12 protein-coding genes and 1 pseudogene are annotated in these 20,268 nt (G+C 59.0%); 9 read left to right on the top strand and 4 right to left on the bottom strand.

The genetic code is table 11. The features are described from left to right. Window positions 1-390: 390 nt before the first annotated feature. Window positions 391-1,938: a TerC family protein gene (locus B195_RS12060; protein WP_003445648.1), complete on the top strand. Its 1,548-nt coding sequence runs from the start codon at window positions 391-393 to the stop codon at window positions 1,936-1,938. Between the two features lie 78 nt (window positions 1,939-2,016). Here the strand turns inward: B195_RS12060 and B195_RS12055 are convergent, their stop codons facing one another. The 3 genes from B195_RS12055 to B195_RS12045 form a co-directional block, all read right to left on the bottom strand. Further along, a complete protein-coding gene (locus tag B195_RS12055; RefSeq protein WP_003445646.1) occupies window positions 2,017-4,437 on the bottom strand; it encodes a glucose/quinate/shikimate family membrane-bound PQQ-dependent dehydrogenase in 2,421 nt (806 codons plus the stop codon). A 659-nt stretch (window positions 4,438-5,096) separates the two neighbouring features. Further along, complete coding sequence (locus B195_RS12050; protein WP_003445644.1) at window positions 5,097-5,615, bottom strand: MepB family protein; 519 nt, start codon at window positions 5,613-5,615, stop codon at window positions 5,097-5,099. After that, window positions 5,612-6,037, bottom strand: a complete 426-nt coding sequence (locus B195_RS12045; RefSeq protein WP_003445642.1) for an N-acetyltransferase — start codon at window positions 6,035-6,037, stop codon at window positions 5,612-5,614. Before B195_RS12045 ends, B195_RS12050 begins: the two co-directional genes overlap by 4 nt. Window positions 6,038-6,278: 241 nt before the next feature. Here B195_RS12045 and B195_RS23070 point away from each other — a divergent pair. Next, window positions 6,279-6,377: pseudogene (locus B195_RS23070) on the top strand (LysR family transcriptional regulator); the annotation flags it as partial. A gap of 15 nt (window positions 6,378-6,392) precedes the next feature. On the opposite strand, the gene B195_RS12035 reads toward B195_RS23070, so the two are convergent. After that, window positions 6,393-7,295 carry a LysR substrate-binding domain-containing protein gene (locus B195_RS12035; protein WP_003445640.1) on the bottom strand — a complete coding sequence of 301 codons (903 nt, stop codon included), beginning with the start codon at window positions 7,293-7,295 and terminating at the stop codon, window positions 6,393-6,395. 150 nt (window positions 7,296-7,445) lie between these two features. On the opposite strand from B195_RS12035, the gene B195_RS12030 reads away from it, so the two are divergent. The 7 genes from B195_RS12030 to B195_RS11995 all read left to right on the top strand — a co-directional run bounded on the left by B195_RS12030 (window position 7,446) and on the right by B195_RS11995 (window position 20,251). Then, complete coding sequence (locus B195_RS12030) at window positions 7,446-7,643, top strand: 4-oxalocrotonate tautomerase family protein (protein ID WP_003445639.1); 198 nt, start codon at window positions 7,446-7,448, stop codon at window positions 7,641-7,643. 86 nt (window positions 7,644-7,729) lie between these two features. Further along, window positions 7,730-8,083, top strand: coding sequence for a putative quinol monooxygenase (locus B195_RS12025; protein WP_003445637.1), 354 nt, complete (start codon window positions 7,730-7,732; stop codon window positions 8,081-8,083). A 70-nt stretch (window positions 8,084-8,153) separates the two neighbouring features. Continuing rightward, window positions 8,154-8,768: a nitroreductase family protein gene (locus tag B195_RS12020; protein ID WP_003445635.1), complete on the top strand. Its 615-nt coding sequence runs from the start codon at window positions 8,154-8,156 to the stop codon at window positions 8,766-8,768. A gap of 814 nt (window positions 8,769-9,582) precedes the next feature. Continuing rightward, window positions 9,583-11,256, top strand: coding sequence for a hypothetical protein (locus B195_RS12010; protein WP_003445633.1), 1,674 nt, complete (start codon window positions 9,583-9,585; stop codon window positions 11,254-11,256). 73 nt (window positions 11,257-11,329) lie between these two features. After that, entirely contained in the window at window positions 11,330-14,866 is a 3,537-nt protein-coding gene (locus tag B195_RS12005) for a hypothetical protein (protein WP_003445631.1), read from the top strand. A gap of 4 nt (window positions 14,867-14,870) precedes the next feature. Further along, entirely contained in the window at window positions 14,871-18,707 is a 3,837-nt protein-coding gene (locus B195_RS12000) for a hypothetical protein (protein ID WP_003445630.1), read from the top strand. Further along, window positions 18,704-20,251, top strand: a complete 1,548-nt coding sequence (locus B195_RS11995; protein WP_003445629.1) for a hypothetical protein — start codon at window positions 18,704-18,706, stop codon at window positions 20,249-20,251. The genes B195_RS12000 and B195_RS11995 overlap by 4 nt, the downstream gene beginning before the upstream one ends. Window positions 20,252-20,268 lie beyond the last annotated feature (17 nt).

The following is a 20,268-nucleotide window of genomic DNA, read 5'->3' as shown; positions in this document are numbered from 1 at the left end:
ATTTATCCGTTGTGATGGTAATGGCGAACTACTTTAGACCTTGCTGCCGACGTCGGCCGCTCTTGATAGCTCAGTCAAATTTTGTAATAAGTCTGTTACTCAGAAAACTCTGATTGCGCTGTAGGATTGCATCCCCAATTTACTAAAGGTTTATATGAACACCCTGATGGAGCCTCCCAGTTGCTGCTTTCTGTCAGCAACCCGTTTGTTTTCAGCCTCAGTTGCTGATCGTTTATCTCATCTCTCCAGCGTTTCCAGCCTGACCGGTACATCCCGTGTCTTGCGCCTGCCTGTCTGTGCTGAATTTCCTGTGGCCACTGCCTGCCAGAGGATTGACCCGGGCGCAGCATTCTCATCATCCCCAACCCCTCAAGAGCGCGCGTAAGCATTATGGAATGGATTGCTGATCCTACGGCCTGGCTAGGCCTGCTGACCTTGATTGTGCTGGAGTTGGTGCTGGGCATCGACAACCTGGTGTTTATTGCCATCCTGGCGGACAAGTTGCCGCCCGAGCAGCGCGACCGCGCCCGGGTCATTGGTCTGACCCTGGCGCTATTGATGCGCCTGGGCCTGCTGGCCAGCATCTCGTGGATGGTGACGCTGACCGAGCCCCTGTTCGAAGTGTTTGAAAAATCCTTTTCGGGGCGCGACCTGATCATGCTGTTCGGTGGTCTGTTCCTGTTGTTCAAAGCCACCATGGAGCTGCATGAACGGCTCGAGGGGCATGTCGCAGAGCGTTCATCCAACGCTGTGTATGCCATGTTCTGGCCGATCGTGGCGCAGATTGTGGTGCTGGACGCGGTGTTCTCGCTGGATGCGGTGATTACCGCGGTGGGCATGGTCGAGCATTTGTCCGTGATGATGATCGCGGTGGTGATCTCCATTGGCCTGATGATCATTGCCAGCAAGCCGCTGACCCGCTTCGTCAACAGTCACCCGACCGTGATCATGCTGTGTCTGGGCTTTTTGATGATGATCGGTTTCAGCCTTACCGCTGAAGGCCTGGGCTTCCACATTCCCAAGGGCTATCTGTACGCTGCCATCGGCTTCTCGATCTTGATCGAGGTCTTCAACCAGATTGCCCGCGCGCAACGTAAACGCAGCCTGCAAGGTGTGCGCCCGATGCGTGAGCGCACCGCCCATGCCGTGATGCGTTTGCTGGGCGGGCGTACCCTGAGTGCCGACGAAGTCGGTGAAGAAATTGCGGACATGCTGGAAGGCGGCGCCAGCGAAGAGGTGTTCCACCGTCGCGAGCGGGTCATGATCAGTGGTGTTCTGCAACTGGCGGAGCGGCCCATACGCACAGTCATGACCCCGCGCACGGAGATTGATCACATCGATCTGGCAGATTCGGCCGAGAGCATTCGCGCAAAGCTGATGCATTCGTCCTACTCCAGGTTGCCGGTGATCAGGGCAGGGCGCATCGATGAGCCATTGGGCTTTGTGCACAAGAAGGAGCTGTTGAAAGAGTTGTTGGCCGGCCATCAACCCGATCTGGAAGCCATGGCCCGCAAGACCATCAACTTGCTGGACAGTTTCTCGATCCTCAATGCTCTGGAGCAGATGCGCAAAGAGTCCACCCACATCGCTTTCGTGATCAACGAGTTCGGTGACTTCACCGGCCTGCTGACCATGACCGATATTCTGGAGTCGATTGCCGGCGAGTTGCCTGACGCCAGTGAAATCGAAGGCCCGAACATTGTGGTCCAAGGGGATGGTTACTTAGTGAGCGGCGCCTTGAATCTGAGTCAGATAGCCCTGCACACCGGTTTCCCGGCCAAGGCCACGGATGACTATCAAACACTGGCTGGAATGGTCATGAGTTTGCTGGACCGTCTGCCTGTGATTGGCGACAGCCTGACCTGGGAAGGGTGGAACCTGAGGGTGATGGAGGTTGAAGAGCGGCGGGTGACCAGGGTGCTGCTTAGCAAAGCGTAATCTGTAGGAGCGAACTTGCTCGCGAGTTCTTCGCTGTTGCGAAAGACTCGCGGGCAAGCGCGCCCCTACAGGGCTGTTTTACTCTTTGTCAGGCAACGCGTAAGCGATCACGTAGTCACCGCGATCGGCTGACTGGCGTGCGCCACTGGCGGTGATGACAACGTACTGCTTGCCGGTTTTAGGCGACACAAAGGTCATCGGGCCGCCCTGGCTGCCGACTGGCAAGCGGGCCTTCCAGGCCTCTTCACCATTGGCCGAGTTGAAGGCGCGCAGGTAATAGTCCTGAGTCCCCGCGATGAAAATCAGACCGCCCTGGGTGGACAGCGTACCGCCCAGGGTAGGCATGCCGATTGGCAATGGCAGGTGCATCTTGACCCCCAGCGGGCCGGTGTCCTGAACAGTGCCGACCGGTACTTGCCAGGCAATTTTCTGGGTCTTCATGTCGATGGCAGTCAGGGTGCCGAACGGCGGAGCCTGGCAAGGGATGCCGGCGATGGACAGGAAGCGGTTCTTGTTCACTGCATACGGCGTGCCTTTGAGCGGTACTGCGCCCATGCCGGTATTCAGTGCTTCGCCGCCGGAGTTGGCCACCGCTTCTTTTTTCTGCGGCACCATCTGGATCCACAGGCCCAGACGCATGTCGTTGACGAAAATAAAGCCGTGCACCGGATCAGTCGACAGACCGCCCCAGTTCATGCCCCCCAGTGAGCCCGGGAAGCTCAGCGACACATCGGTACCAGGTGCGGTAAACAGGCCGTCGTAACGCATTTTCTTGAACGAAATGCGGCACAGCATCTGATCGAACGGGGTTGCGCCCCACATGTCCGACTCGGTCAGTTTTTGCGCACCAATCTGCGGCATGCCCACCGATTTCGGCTGGGTCAGCGAGTAGGGTTCGTTCGGAATGTTGGAGGCTTTGACCGCTACTTCTTCAACTTTGGTCAGTGGCTGGCCGGTGTGGCGATCCAGAACAAAAATCTGGCCGGCCTTGGTGCCGATCACCAGCGCCGGGACCTTGCTGCCGTCAGGCTTGGCAAAGTCGATCAGGGTCGGCTGCATGGGCAAGTCGAAGTCCCACAGATCGTTATGAACGGTCTGATAGACCCACTTTTCATCACCGGTCGAGGCGTTGAGTGCCAGCACCGAAGCGCCGTACTTGTGGTCCAGAGCCGTGCGTTCAACACCGTAGATGTCGGTGGACGAACTGCCCATCGGCAAGAAGATGGTGTTCATCAGCGGGTCATAGGACATCGGCGCCCAGCTGTTGGGCGTGCTGCGAACGTAGGTCTGACCCTCTGCCGGAGCCTGTTTGTCTTGCGGATTGCCAGGGTCGAACGCCCAGCGCATGGCGCCGGTGATTACGTCAAAGCCGCGGATCACGCCGCCAGGCATGTCGGTCTGCACGTTATCGGCAACCCGGCCGCCAACCACCACTGTGGTACCTGCCATCAACGGTGCCGACGACAGCTGGTAAAAGGAGTCAGGCACATTGCCCAGACCGGCTTTCAGATCAACCTGGCCATTGGTGCCGAAGTCCTGGCAGAACTTGCCGGTGTCAGCATCCACCGCGATCAGGCGCGCATCGATGGTGTTGGTGAGCAGGCGACGCTGGCAGGCAGCGCCGGGGGCAACAGCCACTGGCACGGCAGGGGTGCTGCCATCAGTCGGCTGGGCAACCGGTGCGCTGGCATCGAAGTACGCCAGGCCCCGGCAACGTTGCCAGACAGCCGATTTGGCATCGATGTTGTTCTTCCACAGCTCTTTACCGGTATCGGCATCCAGAGCGATGAGGTTGTTGTGCGGGGTGCAGATAAACACCTTGTCGCCCACTTGCAACGGGGTCAGCTGGTCTTCTGCGCCATTGCCGTCGCTGATCGCCACGTCGCCGGTCTGGTAAGTCCAGGCGGGTACCAGATCGGCAACGTTACTGCGGTTGATCTGGTCCAGTGCGGCAAAGCGGCTGCCACCTTCGTCATTACCGTAGTGTGCCCAGTCTTTCTGGGCATTGGCCGGGTCGACCTTGGTCAGGCCCGGGCCGTCGCCGGTAGCCGACACCGTGGCGTGGGGTAGAAACATGCCCCAGAAACCGCCAGCGATGGCCACTGCCAGCACCGCGCCCAGCGCGTAACCCCCGTTCCCGCTCAGGCCGTTGGCCTTGCGCAGAGAAGGGTAAGCCAGCGCCACCACCAGGCTCAGCACGGCCAGGGCGAACAGGCGCGAAACCAGCGGCCAGAACACCAGCCCGGCATCCAGCAGGGCCCAGACAATCGACGCAACCATCACGGCAGCGAACAGCCAGACGCCTGAAAGGCGTTGTTTGAACATTAATACCGACGCGGCAATCATTCCGAGACCGGCCAGCAGGAAATACAGGCTTCCACCAAGGGTGGCGAGATAGCCGCCGCCGGCGACGAACAGCAATCCGAAAACCAGCACGCCGAGGGCTGCGACCCAAACGGGCCAGCGGCTCACGGAGGCCGAAGGTTGAGAATTATTCATGGTGCATGACCCTACTGATGCATGAGCGATTGAGGTGGGAGCAGCCTATTAGGTATAGCTGTTTCCATTACAGAGTGGCTGGGGAAGCCTTTGCAGCGCCTGGTGCCTTATGGAGCAGGGCGAGACAACCGGCAGAAGTCATAGATAGCTATGTACTAAACGGTTAGTTCCGTAACTTTAACAAAAAAACACGCCCTGCGACAAATTGTCCGCGCAAACCGCAGCAAGCCAGTGGCGAGCGCTTTCGCATCCTCACCTCGGCGCCTCTCTCGCTGGAGCCGGGGATGCAGGTAGCGGCGGGGCAGAGGTTGATGGCCATGCATCGCAGGCATCATCGATGCCCGGATGCGCGAAGCACTGGCGGCGCAGCGTGCAGCAGTTACGCAACTGGAGCACAGGCAACAGGTACAGCGCGCCCGGTGCGTTAAGCGAGATAAATGCGCTCAGGCATTGGGGCAGCCTGCGGTGGAAGGCATGGAAGTATCTGGAGTGGCGGCCGCGTTGGGGGCGTAAATCGCCAGGCTTTGGTGCACCGGGGTTCCAGATGGAGCCGTCGGACAGCAAGGGGAAAGGGCTGCCGAACCTGATGCCAAGGGTCATTATTATAACTATACTAAATAGTTCTTTAGTTTAGTTATATCTAGAATGCATATATAAGCCTAAGACTGCTCGCAGTTGAAAAGGCCGTGAATACGTACTATTGAGGCCGGTTCAAAGGGAGAAACCGCGACAAAACACTCGGTTTGCCATCTTTGAGACTGCACGGCCTGGCGTGCTACAGGCTGGCTCCAGGGTGGATAAACACGAAATGCGCGCTTGCCGCCGCGACCATTGATGGCAAACACACCCCGCGACAACAAGGTCTCACGATCAAAAACGAACTGTCCGCAGCGTCCTTCAGTAGACACATGAACCACCACGAAATCGATGTCATCCGCGCTATCCAGTGGTGCAATTTCGCCGCCTGGGCAAGGTCGTTTCCACAGGGTGACGAACTGGCCGACCTTGGTTGGCGTCACTTTGGCTACCCTGAAGACAACCTTGCGACCGGCAAGAGTAAAGCGCAAACCGCCATATTCCCGGGCTTCACTGTCTACCGAGTAATCAACCGGATGCGCTAAGGCTGCGTTCAAATACAGGCTCTCGATAGCTGTCAGCAAAGGCTGTGGGAGGATCATGTGCGGTACGCCATCAGGTATTCAGCATGACCTGTCTGCTCGTCAATTTGCTCGCGGACCACATCAAAACCCTGTGAGCGATAAAAGGCCAGGCTGGGCGCATTCTCTTTGTAAACCGCAAGGCTCAACTCGCCACGAAGGTTTTTCGCATGCTCAAGCAACTGTTTGCCCAGGCCTTTGCCTTGATGAGCCGGGTCAACAAACAGCGCGGCCAGTTGATTGCCCAGCAAGGAGCAAAACCCCTGGACGCTGGATTGGTCTTCAAACACATAGGTCTCAGATGCCGGGATGTAAACATCACGCATCGTTGCTGTATGGGAATGCCAGTAAGCCGCGTCGATAAAGTCATGAGCCTTGATCGATGCGCTCAGCCAGATTTCCACAACAGGTTCCATGTCGTGTTGTTCAAATGCTCTGATCATTTGTCATTCCATTGTGGTGTTGGCCGACAAGCTTAATGCAAAGCCAGCAATTAGGGCGCGTCAGGGCATTGTTGCAGGCATCGAAATGCGGGGATCGTTCGAGAGAGGAATTTCCAGCCTTGAAATCTGACCTCCACTGACCCTGAGGCACCAATACGATAATTCGCATAATGTATATTATGTTAAATCACGTATCTGGGTCTGGGTTCGTCCCAATGGCGAGTTCGCTTCGTGACAGCACCCGGAAGTAAACATCCAATTGTTCTGGCACGGCAAATACAACAGGGACCCCGCCAACAAATGGTTCCGACAACTGATGTTTGATCTGTTCAGTGATTAAGTAGATGCACACCCTTTACTGCCAATGAGCACACAACTTAACCAGCTCATCGACCACATACCGTACCTTGGGTCTCAGGTGCGACACCTTTGGCCAGACTGCATGCACATCCACCGCTTCAGGCTCATAGGCTTGCAGCACCTCTACCAGCCTGCCCGCTTCTATATCGTCCTGAAACAGGCTGCGTGGCATCTGGCATAAGCCGGCGCCTGCCACCGCCGAAAGAATCATGACCTCACCATCGCCAATCTGATGAGTTGAGGTTGGCGCGTAACGCACCGTTTTCCCCGCCTCTGTGACGCGCCATGTTAGCGGTTGGCCGCGTCGATGGCCGACGATGCAACGATGCTGACCCAGTTCTTCCAGGGTTTTAGGGGTGCCGAAGCGCGCCAGGTAATCAGGGGAAGCACAGATGGCCCAGCGTTGGCGGGTCAAGCGCCGTGCCACCAGGCCGCTGGTGTCCTGCAGTTCACCAAACCGTACCAACAAATCGATCCCTTCCTCGAATGGGTCCACCAGGTGATCGGAAAACGTCAGGTTCAATTGCAGCGCCGGGTATTTGTTGGCGATCTCGAACAACAAGGGCGCAACAACCCTGCGGCCGAAAGCAACCGGCACATCAACGCGCAAGCGTCCGGAAGGCTCTCCACCACCGGGGCCCAACCCGCTTTCAGCGGTGCCGATTTCTTCCAGGGCCGTGGAACACGCCACGAAGTAGGCCTCGCCATCGGCAGTCAAGGATATCCGTCGGGTAGTGCGATGAAACAACTGCGTGCCCAAACGCTCCTCCAGACGTGCGATGGCTTTGCCAACGGCAGATTTTGACACCCCCAACCGTTCAGCCGCCTGGGTAAAACTGGATGAGCGTGCAGCCACTACGAAGGTGATTACGCCCTGGAAGGAATCGATGGGTACCATGCCGACCGCTCTATTGTAGAGTTTAGATCTACCCAGATTATAGTTTTAGGCCATTTATCGCTACAGCATTCAACAGTACGATGGATTCCAGCAAGACAACGGTGCACTTCGCGCACCTCTCCCAGATGAATGCCCTAGAAGGAATACATCATGCCCGTCGTACGTGTGAGCTGGTTCGAAGGTAAGGAACACGCGCAGAAAGCCGCTGTTGCAGCCGATATCACCGAAAGCATCGTTAAACACACCGGTACCGATGCCAATTATATCTACGTGATTTTCGAAGACGTAGCCGCATCGGATTGGGCAGGCGCCGGCAAGCTGTTCGGGGAAGCACCCGAAAAGTCCTGACACCTGCGACCTGCACCGCACGCATTGCCCGAATCCAGTGATGCTCTCGTGCAGGTTTCTGTCATCCATCTGCCGGAGACCACCACATGCACCTCCATATTTCCTGCCTGTTCTCCCTTGCGGTCAAACCCGCAGAGTTTCCTGAGTTCAAGGCGCTGATCGCCACCATCGTTGCCGCCACCCGAACCGAACCGGGCACACTGATTTACGAATACAGTGTCAATGAAGACAACAGCACCGTGCACATCCTTGAGCGTTATAACGTGGATGCCGTGGTCAGCCATGTCGACACCACATTCGCGCCGTTCGGCCAACGTTTCCTGGAGCTGTGCACCATCACCAGCCTCGTGGTCTACGGCACCCCCGACGCCGAAATTCGCAAGCGCCTGGACCCGTTCGGTGCCGTTTACATGACCCCATTCGACGGTTTCAGCCGCTGAGTTGAAACAATGCGCAGGTTCAAGAGTGACAACCGTGTCCTGCGCAAACCTATCCCGCACAGAGACCACCATGTCCGTTATCGCTGAAGTTATTAAGTCACGCATCTCCGCCAACAGCTACGACACCGAACGTTCGTTGACGGACGCCCAGGTCGCCGAACTGGTCAACCTGGCCACCCACGCGCCCTCCGCCTTTAACCTGCAAAACTGGAAGTTCCTGGCCGTGCGCAGCACCGAAGCCAAGGCGCGCCTACTGCCATTGGCATTCGGCCAACAAAAGGTCATGGATGCCGCTGTGACCTTTATTGTCTGCGGTACCCTGAACCCGCATGTAACCCTGCCGGCAGCCTTGCAGCCGACCCTGGACGCCGGAATCATCGACCAGTCGATCTACGACATGTGGGTGGGTGCGGCGCAAGGCATGTACCAGGAAAACCATCAATTGCAGCGCGATGAGGCCATCCGCTCTGGCTCGCTCGCGGCGATGACCCTAATGTTGGCCGCCAAGGGCCAAGGCCTGGTTTCGACGCCCATGATCGGTTTTGATCAGTCCGCAGTGGCCAAGGAGTTTGGTCTCTCTGATGAAGAAGTACCGGTGATGTTGATCACCGTTGGCTACCCGGGCGCAGCCAACTGGCCACAAAAGCCGCGCAAAGCCGTGAACGACGTATTGCAGTTCGTTTAAGCCTCTGCCGCTGTGCATCCCTAGTTCACTCCAGGCATGCACGTGCATGGGTCAATCGACTCACAACCATGACTGCCACAGGCTGTGAACCACGAATACCATGACTCAATCACCCGCCATTGACGCTGATCCGCGTGTCATTTCAAGATCCGGACCGAAGCCGCTCCGCCGTCGCGCTCTGGGGGGCCTGCGGCGGAATTGCGCTTGCTGCCGGGCCGGTATCGCGCGGACCGCATGGCAGCGCTAGCCTGCAATTAAAAATGGATGTCCGCTTTGGGTCGATAGCGGCCTTTCCTGACCGGCAGAAATCGGCCAATAGCGGTCACCGAGCGTCTACGAAACCCGGGGCTATTCACATCTGACATCGCCCACTTGTTAAATGACAGGTCATGTCATAGATGCTCATGAGCTGCCTAAGCCACTGATTCGAAAAATTCGCTTCGAGCATCCACTCTCTTAACGGACCATGTCCTTCGTGTTCGTTGCCGACGTCCTTGAACGGCGTTTTGAGAGCCACATTGACGCCGCGGAGAATCCGTTCCCAGAAAGGCTGCAGCGCAGATCGTGAAACCGATCACCAGTGTGTTGCTCCCGGATTGTCCTGAGAGATCCTGTTCATCGATATCGATGGTAGGCTTAAATTTTTCAAGGCCGTCACATCACCGTTTTTGCGTCTATATTGGATTCAGCCTGGGGTTGTTATCTGTTTTCCTAACGTGGCCGGGCGGCAACTTGCAGTGCTGTGTTTTGAGAGCACCGGGCGCATGAGCGCCTCTTTCGTCGACACTAGTCAGATCTAGTTGGAGAAGATGGCATGGACGCACTACCGAGCTTGTCGGCAGTTGAACTCAGCACCTTCCATGATCTACGGCAGCAGCTGCCGTTGGGCGACACCCTCCCCCTGAGCCCCGGCGACCCCCGACACCATGCAGCCATCCGCTTAGGCCTTAATCTCGGCGGCTTCACTGAAAACAAGTATCCGGCGCTCTACCACGCCCTGAACAACGCACCTGCTGGTGAACCACCCAGCGCCACGCTGATGCTGGTCGACGCAGGCAAAACCGCTCAAGGCACTGCGACTGCGACCGTCTGGACCTCCGCCAGCGGCGAGCTGTTAATGCTAGGCGGCGTGTTGATGGCGTTCGACAAAGATTCGGGCAAGGTCGTGGCATGCGGCGAGAACGTGGCGCTCAACAGCGGCTTTCTGACCTGCCCGACCCGTGCCGCGCACGCCAGTGCAGCACCCGCCGATGGGCTTCATCTGCTGCACATCTGCCATGCCACCGACACTGCCGGCAACACCCGCTTCTTCGCCCTGTCGACCGAAGCCAGTATGGGCCAGGGCATTCAGGCCACGGTCACGCAGCCGGTTATCAGCAAGAGCGCCCACACGGCCATCGAGATCAGCGTGGGGCGGATGAGCGGGTATCAAAATAACGATTGCGACTATGTGTACCTTAATCCCGCCGGCGCCGGTAATCAGGACAAGCCCTATCTCACCTGCCCGTTCGTGGGCAGCGTTGCATTGTCGGGCACGCCCGATCTTGTCAGCCTTACCGTCAACAACCTGATGACCAATATCGTTGTCGACGACGGCAGCGGCGGCTCGTGGACGATCCAGCGCGCCACGCAGTACACCACTGACGCAGCGCTGGTTGCAGGCTTACAGCAAGGTAGCCCGCCCAATGTGCTGACGTGGCAATACCCCTACGACGGACCAAACACCTATTACGCCAATACCAAATCGCTGGTTTATCAGATGTCCTCACTCACGTCTGAGATCATCAGCTATTTCTACTTCATGTTCGACATCCCCATGCAGGGCGGCCAGCCGAACCAGACCTTCTATGTCTGTTCGAAGAACTCGCCTGAGGCGCATTCGGTCAATTGCACGACCATCGAGAATCTATTGTTCTGGTGGCATTGCGCGGTTAAAGGCACGCTGGTCACACTCGAGAGCGGCGACACCTTGCCAATCGAGCAAGTTAACAACAGTCACCGGGTGAAGAGTGCCGATGGCCGCACCTGGGCGGTGCGCGCAACCAGGCACGGGCCACACCAATCAAGCGCAGATGCCCGCGGCACAAGCGCGGTCTACCGTATGGATACCGACAACGGACACAGCCTGAGCGCCAGCGGTGCGCATCTGATTGCTTTGGCCAGCGGCTCGTTCCGTCAGATTTGCGACCTCGCACAAGGGGATCAGGTCCTCACCCAGGATGGCCCAGCAACCATAACCGGCCATTCGGCCATCGCCTATGACGGCGTTTGCTACTCGCTGGCTATCGGCAGTGACGCCGAGATGGCGACCCGCGACTATCCGACTGACTCCGCGCTCTACTTTGCAGATGGCATCGGCTGTGGTGACCACATGGCGATGCGCGCGTTTACGCTGCGCAGACGCGACGACCTCGACGCCATCCTGGCCCGGGTGGACAAACGCCTGCACAACGATTGCCGCTCCGCGTTCGCAGACCGGCGCTTCTGATCAGTTGAACCACGCTGCCATGGTCGCCAACGCGTGCCCATGGCATAGGCGTGCACTTCCAGGGAGGATCCACATGACCAGCCCGGCCGACATCATCTCAAGCATTTACTATGTCAGCCCCTATGCCAGTCTGCCGCCAGGGCGCGCAACCGCTGGGCTGACTGTCAACGTCAAGCAGTCGAGCTTGCCAAGCACGCCGCCCAACTTGGTGCTGGTCACCCGGCTGCGGCTGGCAAACGATCCAATGGTGATCGGTGTTTCGCCAACGTCGGGCGCAGGCACTTCGCCAATTTACGCGTTGTTTCAGCCACCCTTCCCCCTTTCGGCCACCATCAGCTACATGGTCGACCTTATCTGGGTGGTCGCGGGCACCTCGCCTGCGGGCATTGACTGGAGCCAGGCAGTGGCCAGCGCGCCGGTGACTGCCGCACGCGTCACAGTAGCGAGTGCACAATACGATGGCCAAAGCGTCACAGCGCAGCTCGACTACGGTGCGAGCAGCGTCCAGGTCGGCACGCAACTGCTGGTCTATGGCTTCTCCGGGGGTGTCTGGGCACTCGCTGGCAGCGCGAATGTCGAGGGCAACACCGCTACGGTAAAAGTCGCGGACTATCCTGCGCCGTTCCGCATCTATGCAACGGCGTTGGTGCCAGCAGTCAATCCCGGCGGTGCGGGTAGTTTCGCTGCGCCATTTAGCCAGGGCCCGTTCAGCGCCCCCCAGACCGTACCGCAAGCCGCCGCTTCGCTCACCCAGGCGGACTATGACGGCAGCACCCTGTTACTCATCTGGGGACTCGACAACGTTCAGGATGCCCCACGCCCTCAGAACAGCGTGATCTCGCTGCAGGTCAATGCCAGTGAGGTCGCCCCTTATGTAGGTGGGCCGACCTCAGCCAGGTTCGCCGCGCAGATAAACGACAGCTCCGGCGTTAGCGCCAGTGTGCAGACACAGGCATTCGCCATCGGTGCAGCGCCGCTCAAAATCCCGCTGATCACGGCGGCGCCAACGGTCAGTGGCGTCATCATCAACGGCACAGCCGTCGAGGCCAATGTCACTACCAGCGCCGCCTCCAGCGAGGGCTGGTTAATGCGCGGCTCTACCGTGCTCGTCGGCCCGGTGAATGCATCCAGTGGCAAATTGAGCTTCACCTATGCAGCGTCTGGGGCCGTTGGCCTTTCGGTGATCTCACGCGGTAAATCGGCCGACGGCAAGACCAGCGGGCCGTGTAGCCAACCGGCAATGCTGCTGGCTATCGCACCGACCCTGATCGAAGCCACGATCCAGAGTGATCCGAAAAATCCTCAAAACTGGCAGATTGCCTGCCAATGGGCAGCGTTGCCAGACAGCCCCTCGAACGTAATCAGCTATACCGTCAACGTCCTCCAAAATGGCAAGTCGCTGGCCACGCAGACGACAAGCGCCACCGCTGCCGTACTGAGCATCGCCAAATCAACGGTCACCCAAGGCCAGACACAAACACTGACCCTTCAAGCGACCGGCATCAGCGGCGGCACCTCGCCGTCAGTCACCCAGGCGCTGGTCTTTGTCACGCCGCAATTGCGCACGCTCACGGCCACCGAGGATCAGCTTGCCGTGACCTGGAACGTAGCGGCTGGCCTGCCCGCAGATCCACCACCGAGCTATGCGATCCGACTCATCAACGGCTCCGGTGCAGGGGCCAATCAGGTGTTGCTGCTCGGCACAATCACCACTGGCAACGCCAGCGCCGTGTCACTGCGCGAGCTTATTGTTCCAGCAGACGGTAGTGCCGTGGCAATGGTAGATCTTTTGCTCGGACCGTTGCGTGTTGTGGCGGACCGTACAATGGCGTCCAACCAACAAGCAACTGCGATCCTTACCACACCGCGCAGCCTTGCGGCGGCCACCAACCCGGCCACACAGCTGGCCACACTGAATTGGTCGACTATCGGCGCCGGTGTCAGCTATACACTGCAGTTTTCTGATGGCAGCACGCAGACAAGCAGCACAACCCACTATGTGCTGAGTCGCCCAGCAGGCATCAATGCCGGCCTTCGCTACCAAATTGCAGCGACGCGTACCGACAATGGCGTTGTCGTCATAGGCCCTTTTAGCGCCGCCGCATCCGTCCCGACCGCAGCCGACATGTTAATTGACGCCCGCTACGATGGCGAATCGGTACGCGCACGCTGGCACGCGCACAGTGGCGCGGATGCGCATGTCCTGTCGGTTTACGAGAACGCTGCGCCTGTCGCCAGCGTTACCGTCAACGGGACAACGGGTGCCCTTGCCTTCAACGCTGATCCGGGTAAGCGCTATACGGTCTATGTTCAGCCCGCGGGCGCCGACGGGACCGGGCTCGCCGCCAATGCGATGGCGCTCTTCGTACCGGCTTATTTCCTCAGTCAGCAACCTGCCACGGTCGCTACACCTTATGTGTATCCCGCGTCTGCCCAGGCCAGCCTCGGTAGCTCGATAAGCAATCCGCCCCCACGGGAGATCACGCTCTACCTGCCCCAACTTGGTTTGACCGCCGATGCGTTGGGCTCCGAGTCGATCAGCGTTGGCCCGTTCACCGTAGCGCCGTTCGCCAATGCCGAACTGCCTTACACGCTCACCATCGCCACAGACGCGGCGGTGTGGAGCTTCGACACCACAGCAGTGCGCACCACGTTGCAAAGCGACTATGTGCAGCTGCTGGCCAAGCTTGAAAAGCCCAAGGAGGGCCTTGCAGGGGCAAGCCCCTACGGCATCTATCTCGTACAAAGTGCGATCGCACGGATGATGCCGCAAACCTTTGACGAGCAGCTCTACTACAATTTTGGCCTATCGTTTTCGACCCGCGCCGGCAGCGCTTATGTCGACTTGCGGCCCGGTATGGTGCTGCGCGTTGTGCTTGGCGACTATGTCAGCATCAACGAACAAGGTTTGCCAACCTGGCTCAATGGTTACGCTGGCGCTTCAGTGGTCGACTTCGACATTGGCAGTTATCACACCAACGGTGCATGGCGTGTCGGTTTCGACGGGTTCCTCAACGAGCTCGCCGCGCACAACGCATTGCAGGTAGAGAAACCGTTCCAGAGTATGTCAGGCACGGGACAGTCGGGCGTGGCAGCGGCGGCGGACCTCTACTTCAGCCAATTCCAGCAACCTTATTATCGCGTGTTCCTGCCCGCCTCCTTACTGTCCCCGAGCAGCACGAGCAGCGGTAACCAGGCCAATCTCAACTTCGCCATTGTTGCGGCGCAAAGCTTCACTGCAATCAATGACGCCAAACCCGATCCACAGCAGTTTTCGACGGTCTACTTCCGCGGGCGTACCACGCTGGAAGTGATGATCCGCGTCCAGTTGGACGGCAACGAGCGCCAGGTCCCCGTCGGCACCCGCCTCGGGAATCTGCTCGAAGAACGCCAGCTGCGACCAAGCACCGTTGGGCGAAGCGCTGGCCTACGATTACTACGCGCAAGTGGCGCTGGGCAGACGGCCACCTCTGCTGCGGACAGCCTGGGCGTGCAACTTGAGGTCATGCTGGACTGGCAGGGAGGTACCGTCTACGCGCCGGGCAGCGGCTTTGACGGCTACTCACTGCCCCTGCTCGCGGGCGATCACATCATCACCGTGGGATGCTAAGCCCATGCCATCGGCGCCAGTGTTTGAGCAGCAGGCAGGCAGCCGCCTGTTTGCCTTGTCCACCCGCGACCACGCGGGTGTAGCGGGCTTCTGGGCCGGTTATTGTTCAGCACCCGGATCGAACTTATCCGGTACCTTGTCGACCACGCAGGTGTGGCAGGACATGGGCGGTACCTACCTGTTTCTGGGAACCACGCCCAGCGACTGGACAGTATTTCTGAATGGTTTTGATGCGCTGCGCCCCAATCTCGCGCCGCCCGCCCAACTTCGGCTGCTGTGGATCGAGAACCCGGATGCACCGATGGTTCAGTGGCGCCTGACCACCCTTCAGGCCGCCGCTGATGGCGCCAGCAACTTGATTGAATGGCGGACGGTACGCGCCACCAGCTTCCGACTTGGCCACTATGGGCTGGAGCTCGCCGGCCTCAGCGCACTGACGCAAATCGCCGATGACGCAGGGGGTGGCATTGGCTTTATGGGTGGCGGTGTCTTCCTGGGCCCAAACGGCGATGCCGACTTGGCCGCGGGCTCGCTCACTATCCCGTTCAACGGCGCACAGGTGGCAAGCCTGACCGCGCGCTGCACCCTTCCCGCCGTCCCTGCAGGGCAGGAAGAACAAACGATCTGGTCCCGCTTCGCGATCGGCCTGCGCTACGCCGCGCCGCCCCTCTCGATCGGCAGCAATGCCACACCACAAAAAATCGCCACCCAAGGCGCGACACGGCTACTGTTCCAGCGCGTTTTCGATGGCCAGACAACCGCGATCAGCGCAGCGCTGGCCTATGACCCGCTCAACCCCCGGGTAGGCGCGCGCACACATCTCTCGCTGGCCCCAACCATCGCCAGTGGTGCGCCAAAGCTTGCTTCATTCCTGCGCACGAACTTGGGTTTTGCCGCCACACTCACGCCTCTGGCTGCGGCGGGAAGCCTGTCCGATGTGCGATTCGTTTTCGGTGTGTCGCCAGTGACGGGCAGTAGCTGCGACGAAGGGGACCTTTATCACTTGAGTCCCGAAGGTGCGTTCCAGATCACCGTTGTCCCGCCCGCTAATCGGCCCGCCGGCGCCTATCAACTACTGGTGGGGCTGTCGGGGCTCGAAGTTGTCGAAATATCTGCCGACCGCCACCAGATCGTTTTCGCCGGTAACTGCCCCGCCTTTGCCATCGGGGCCAATGACGGCACGCTCCTGGCACCGACGGTGGCGCAGGCACTGAACAGCACCGCCACGACGTCACACGCCACAATCCTGCCACTGGCTGGCGAGCCCGACGCTGTCTATTTCGCTCAGCCGCGCCAGGCGCCGATCTTCTCGGGCAAACGTCAGATCGCGCCGAATTTCCTCGACTTCAATCCGATGCCAGCTGCCACACTGAGTGCCTCAGGTACACCGCCGGTATTTCCGTTCGGCTGCTATGCAGGGCTAAACAGCGCCGACACCGCGCTGGCCTCGGCGCTGGAGAATGCCAGCATCGCGCCATACCGGCATTTCCAGATCGACACCCATTATGGTGAGCGTGCCAAAGCCCGGATGGAGAGCCCAGAAAAGGCCTTGCTCGCCTCGCCGGGCCCCGTCCGTCGGCCCCGCGCCGAGAGCGATCCACTGGGCGTGACGCCGCAAGGCTTGATAGTCGAACTCACGGCGGACTACCAGGATTATGACGGCATGTTTGTCGGCAACCTGCCTGGCACTGACCATCCGCGGCTTGACTTCACGGTGGTCACCGGCGGTTTTAAATCTGCGCTGCAGAGTAATCAGCTATTTTTTGTCGCGGCTAACGTGGACGTGCTGATGCAGTCCACCTCCGTGCGTTATCAATTCCAACAGACACCCGAAAACAGCGCTCTGCTGCTGGCCAAAGGGGTACCGCAAGCGATCATTACTGCCGTTTTTGCAGCACTCAGCGGTAAAACCCAGCCCTTTGATACCGAGGCCGAGTTCATCGCCTGCATCGGTGCGGCGGCTACCCCTCCTTACCTGCCGGTCTACCTGGCGATGGCCGGCTTGCTACAGGCGCAGATGGACGGCTGGACCTTCCAGATCTCACCACGCGCCTGGCGCCCGTGGCGCAGCCAAGTCAAAGACGGCGAGCCCAGGGACACGCTCGAACCGGTGGCCAACAGTCCAACGGTGATGATCGCCAAATTCTGCAACCGCACCCTCGTGGAGCTGGTTGCCGACAGCAGCAGTTGGCTATGGCCTGAAGTGGCTGTGCCGCCGATAGTGGGCGGGAGCATCGGCCAGACACAGCGGTTGATCCTCGATATTTTCAGCGATGCAGCGGTCGCTGAACAGGGTTCGCCCTACCAGCGCTTTCTGAGCGGCGTGGTGCATAACCCGGCCTGGAATGGTTTTCTGTTCCTCAACACGCCAGTCGACATCGCACAAATGCCTGCCGATTTGTTGTTCCTCACCGCTGGGATCGACACCGAGCACTTCTATGCCCACCACCTCGGCCTGGCGCAAACGCCCTTCGTTGTTAAAGATTCAAAGCCTGAGCTTAAAAACACCGCCGCCTTCGGCCTGATCAACTATATCGACCCGGTCGACCTGTACAGCGAGGCGAACGTCGCGTTCGATTTCAAGACGCTGCAACTGCGCGCCAGTTTCTCCAATTCGGCACTGACCGACTTCTCGGCGAAGGCAGAGCTGCTGGTCAACCGGCTCTTTGGCGACACACTGACCAAGTCGCAGACCGAACACGGCAACAACCTGGTGCTCGACGGCAGCTACCAGCGCCTGGCGGCAGTCGCGACCTATAATTTTTTGCTGGAGGGGCGCAACAGCTATGCCACCAGCGCCTCGGTGCTGTCACGCATTGATGTCGCCCTCGTCGCGCTGCAAACCCGCGGTGCAGGCAACGCGCCAGGGCAGATTGTCACCGAGTTCACCCTCTCGGGCACACTGCAATTCGCCGCCCCGCAGGTTTTCGATCTTTACTCCTTCGGCCCTGAGCCGGTGAACGACAACGTGTCTACAGACGCCACGGTCGGCTTGCGCTACAGCAACCTGGCCGTCTCGATGCAATTCACCCTCGGCGACGACGCCGGCGTCAAACAATTCAGCGTCGACGAAAGCAACCTGCGCTTCGATCTTGCCAACAGCACCACCCGGGCCCAGTCGTTGGTCGGCCATTTCCCCCTGACGCTCAATGGACTGCTAGCCGTGCTGCCAATGCCTGACCAGGAGGGTAAGCCAGACGCGCCAACAGGCACCCGCCCTGAGGACCTGGGCTTCACCTCAGTGTCTGCGCCACTTGATCAAACGTCACTGCTAGCACCTTGGTATGGGCTGCGCTTCACCCTCGATTTGGGCACGTTGGGCGCGCTGCTGGGCAGCGTCGGCATTGCCGTGGAAGTACTCGCCGCCTGGCAGCCCGGCACCGACGGCAAGCGTGCACCGCCGCAATTTTTGGGTCTGAAACTCGAAACGGGCCCTGCTGAAGGCGTGCAGTGGCCGCTACAGGGCGTGTTGCGCCTGGGCTTTCGCAATTTTCAGTTCCTCACCTACATCGGTGAGCACGACGAACTGGTCTATCTGCTGCGTCTGCACCAATTCACCCTTTCAGTGCTTGGCCTGCTCAACTTCCCGCCGGGCAACAACGACATCGTGTTGTTCGGCAATCCTGATCAACTGGGCAGCAGCAAGCTGGGCTGGTATGCGGCCTATGCCGCCGAGGAGAAAGACGAAAAAGCGCTGCAGGTGCACCCCGGGCGAAAACGCCTGGCAGCGCCCGCCCCGATTGCTACGCACAAGGTCGTGCCGCCTGAGGGCGACCGCGAGGCATTACAACGCATCCGGGCCGCGCGGTCAGGACGACGCGGCGAGGGAACAACACCATGAGCAAGGCCAGCAAGATCGTCGTGACATTGCTTGACGTCGGCCAGGGCTCCGGCACCTTTGTCGAGATTTATACCGGCAGCAAAATCACCGCAACCGCACTGCTCGACCTTGGCTCGGAACGTGCCAAGACCGAGGCGGGACAGCCTGCGGTCAAACTGATCGAGAAGTCGCTGAACTCGATGACCACACCGAGAATCGACTTCTGCTCGCTCTCGCACAGCGATAGCGATCACATCAATCTGGTTCAAGACCTGCTGAGCAAGTTCGACAAGCCCGGCACCAAGAAGGCAACCAAACCGATTCTTGAAGTCGGCAAGGTAATCTATGGGGGGCACCGCGTTCGCTTTGCCAAGCACGGCGGCACAAATGTCATCAACGATCTGGAGGCCTATCAACGAACAGGAACGGTAAAGCCTGAGCCTCTTCCCGCAAACAACTGCTCCTACAGTCAACCAACGCCGATGTTCGAAATACAGGATGTCAGCTTCAACCTGCTGGTTGGCAACCATATTGCGGGAGAACACACTATCCGCACCATAATCGGTGACAAAAAATGGCGGGTCGACAGCTTTTCGCTTAACACCTACTCGCTCATTTTTGTCGTGGTTTTCGACGACTGGAAGTACGTCATCACCGGCGACGCAACCGGCGCAACCATCGACCAGGCCAACTTCTACATCGACAAGTTCAAAGTAAAGTTCGGCAACGTGGCCGTTCTGACCATGCCGCATCACTCCAGTGAGACTACAACCTTCGCTCTCACCTCAGGCAAGCGCCCACACAAAAACGAACGTGTTCCCGACGCAGCCAAGAAAGTGATCGAGAGCTTCGCCAACAGCGTCAAGGCAATGTCCATCCACGCCAGCGCAGAAGATGTAGGCTCTTTCCGCCATCCATCGGCGTACACCATGAGCTACTTCTGGGAGTTGGTGGAAAAGACCGCTTGGTACGTTGACCCTGTTCTCTCCAAGAAACAGCATTTATACAATGCCTACTTCAAAAAAGACGACGACTACTCCATCAACGTGGATGTTGTAGATCCCCAAACAAAAAAGACATTCACGCGTCAGCTAGAGCTTCTCCCATTCGACGACTGGTGGACATTCGCGACAAATTACGCCGTTTTCACCAATCGCTATTATGTCCGCGAGGCTGCCTACGAACCGGATAAAAACGAGACGGCAACGTTCCCGCCCAACCCAGGTCGGGTGACCGACATCCCTAAATCGGGCGCCCTGAACAGCCCACCCTTTGCAGTGGCCTGGCAATATACCTCAGACGCAGCAACCCAGAAGACGACCCTGCATCGCGTCGAGAACCGCAAAGATGGTCTGGGCTTCGTCAGTGTTGCGGTCATGCAAATGTCCAAAGATACCCCCACGCCTACACCTGCCTGCTCAACACCAGAGGTCGAGGAGCACACGCGGCCACCGAGCCGCACGATGGCGCCCAGGCCACCAGCCCACCACACAGGGCCGAATTCCGGAAATGGCAGTGCCTTGACCCCGCGTCAACCGCGCCGAGTGAGGCCACTCGATGTTTGAGCATTTACAATGGGGGG

The organism is Pseudomonas sp. Lz4W, from assembly GCF_000346225.2.
Classification (GTDB): domain Bacteria; phylum Pseudomonadota; class Gammaproteobacteria; order Pseudomonadales; family Pseudomonadaceae; genus Aquipseudomonas; species Aquipseudomonas paraversuta.
The sequence above is the reverse complement of the archived record's forward strand: the minus strand, read 5'-3'. Positions and strand labels throughout refer to the sequence as shown.

Bases quoted from the DNA above. Each gene is read 5' to 3' on its own strand.
- B195_RS12060 (WP_003445648.1), top strand. From the start codon at position 391: ATGGAATGGATTGCTGATCCTACGGCCTGGCTAGGCCTGCTGACCTTG.
- B195_RS12055 (WP_003445646.1), bottom strand. From the start codon at position 4,437: ATGAATAATTCTCAACCTTCGGCCTCCGTGAGCCGCTGGCCCGTTTGG.
- B195_RS12050 (WP_003445644.1), bottom strand. From the start codon at position 5,615: ATGATCCTCCCACAGCCTTTGCTGACAGCTATCGAGAGCCTGTATTTG.
- B195_RS12045 (WP_003445642.1), bottom strand. From the start codon at position 6,037: ATGATCAGAGCATTTGAACAACACGACATGGAACCTGTTGTGGAAATC.
- B195_RS12035 (WP_003445640.1), bottom strand. From the start codon at position 7,295: ATGGTACCCATCGATTCCTTCCAGGGCGTAATCACCTTCGTAGTGGCT.
- B195_RS12030 (WP_003445639.1), top strand. From the start codon at position 7,446: ATGCCCGTCGTACGTGTGAGCTGGTTCGAAGGTAAGGAACACGCGCAG.
- B195_RS12025 (WP_003445637.1), top strand. From the start codon at position 7,730: ATGCACCTCCATATTTCCTGCCTGTTCTCCCTTGCGGTCAAACCCGCA.
- B195_RS12020 (WP_003445635.1), top strand. From the start codon at position 8,154: ATGTCCGTTATCGCTGAAGTTATTAAGTCACGCATCTCCGCCAACAGC.
- B195_RS12010 (WP_003445633.1), top strand. From the start codon at position 9,583: ATGGACGCACTACCGAGCTTGTCGGCAGTTGAACTCAGCACCTTCCAT.
- B195_RS12005 (WP_003445631.1), top strand. From the start codon at position 11,330: ATGACCAGCCCGGCCGACATCATCTCAAGCATTTACTATGTCAGCCCC.
- B195_RS12000 (WP_003445630.1), top strand. From the start codon at position 14,871: ATGCCATCGGCGCCAGTGTTTGAGCAGCAGGCAGGCAGCCGCCTGTTT.
- B195_RS11995 (WP_003445629.1), top strand. From the start codon at position 18,704: ATGAGCAAGGCCAGCAAGATCGTCGTGACATTGCTTGACGTCGGCCAG.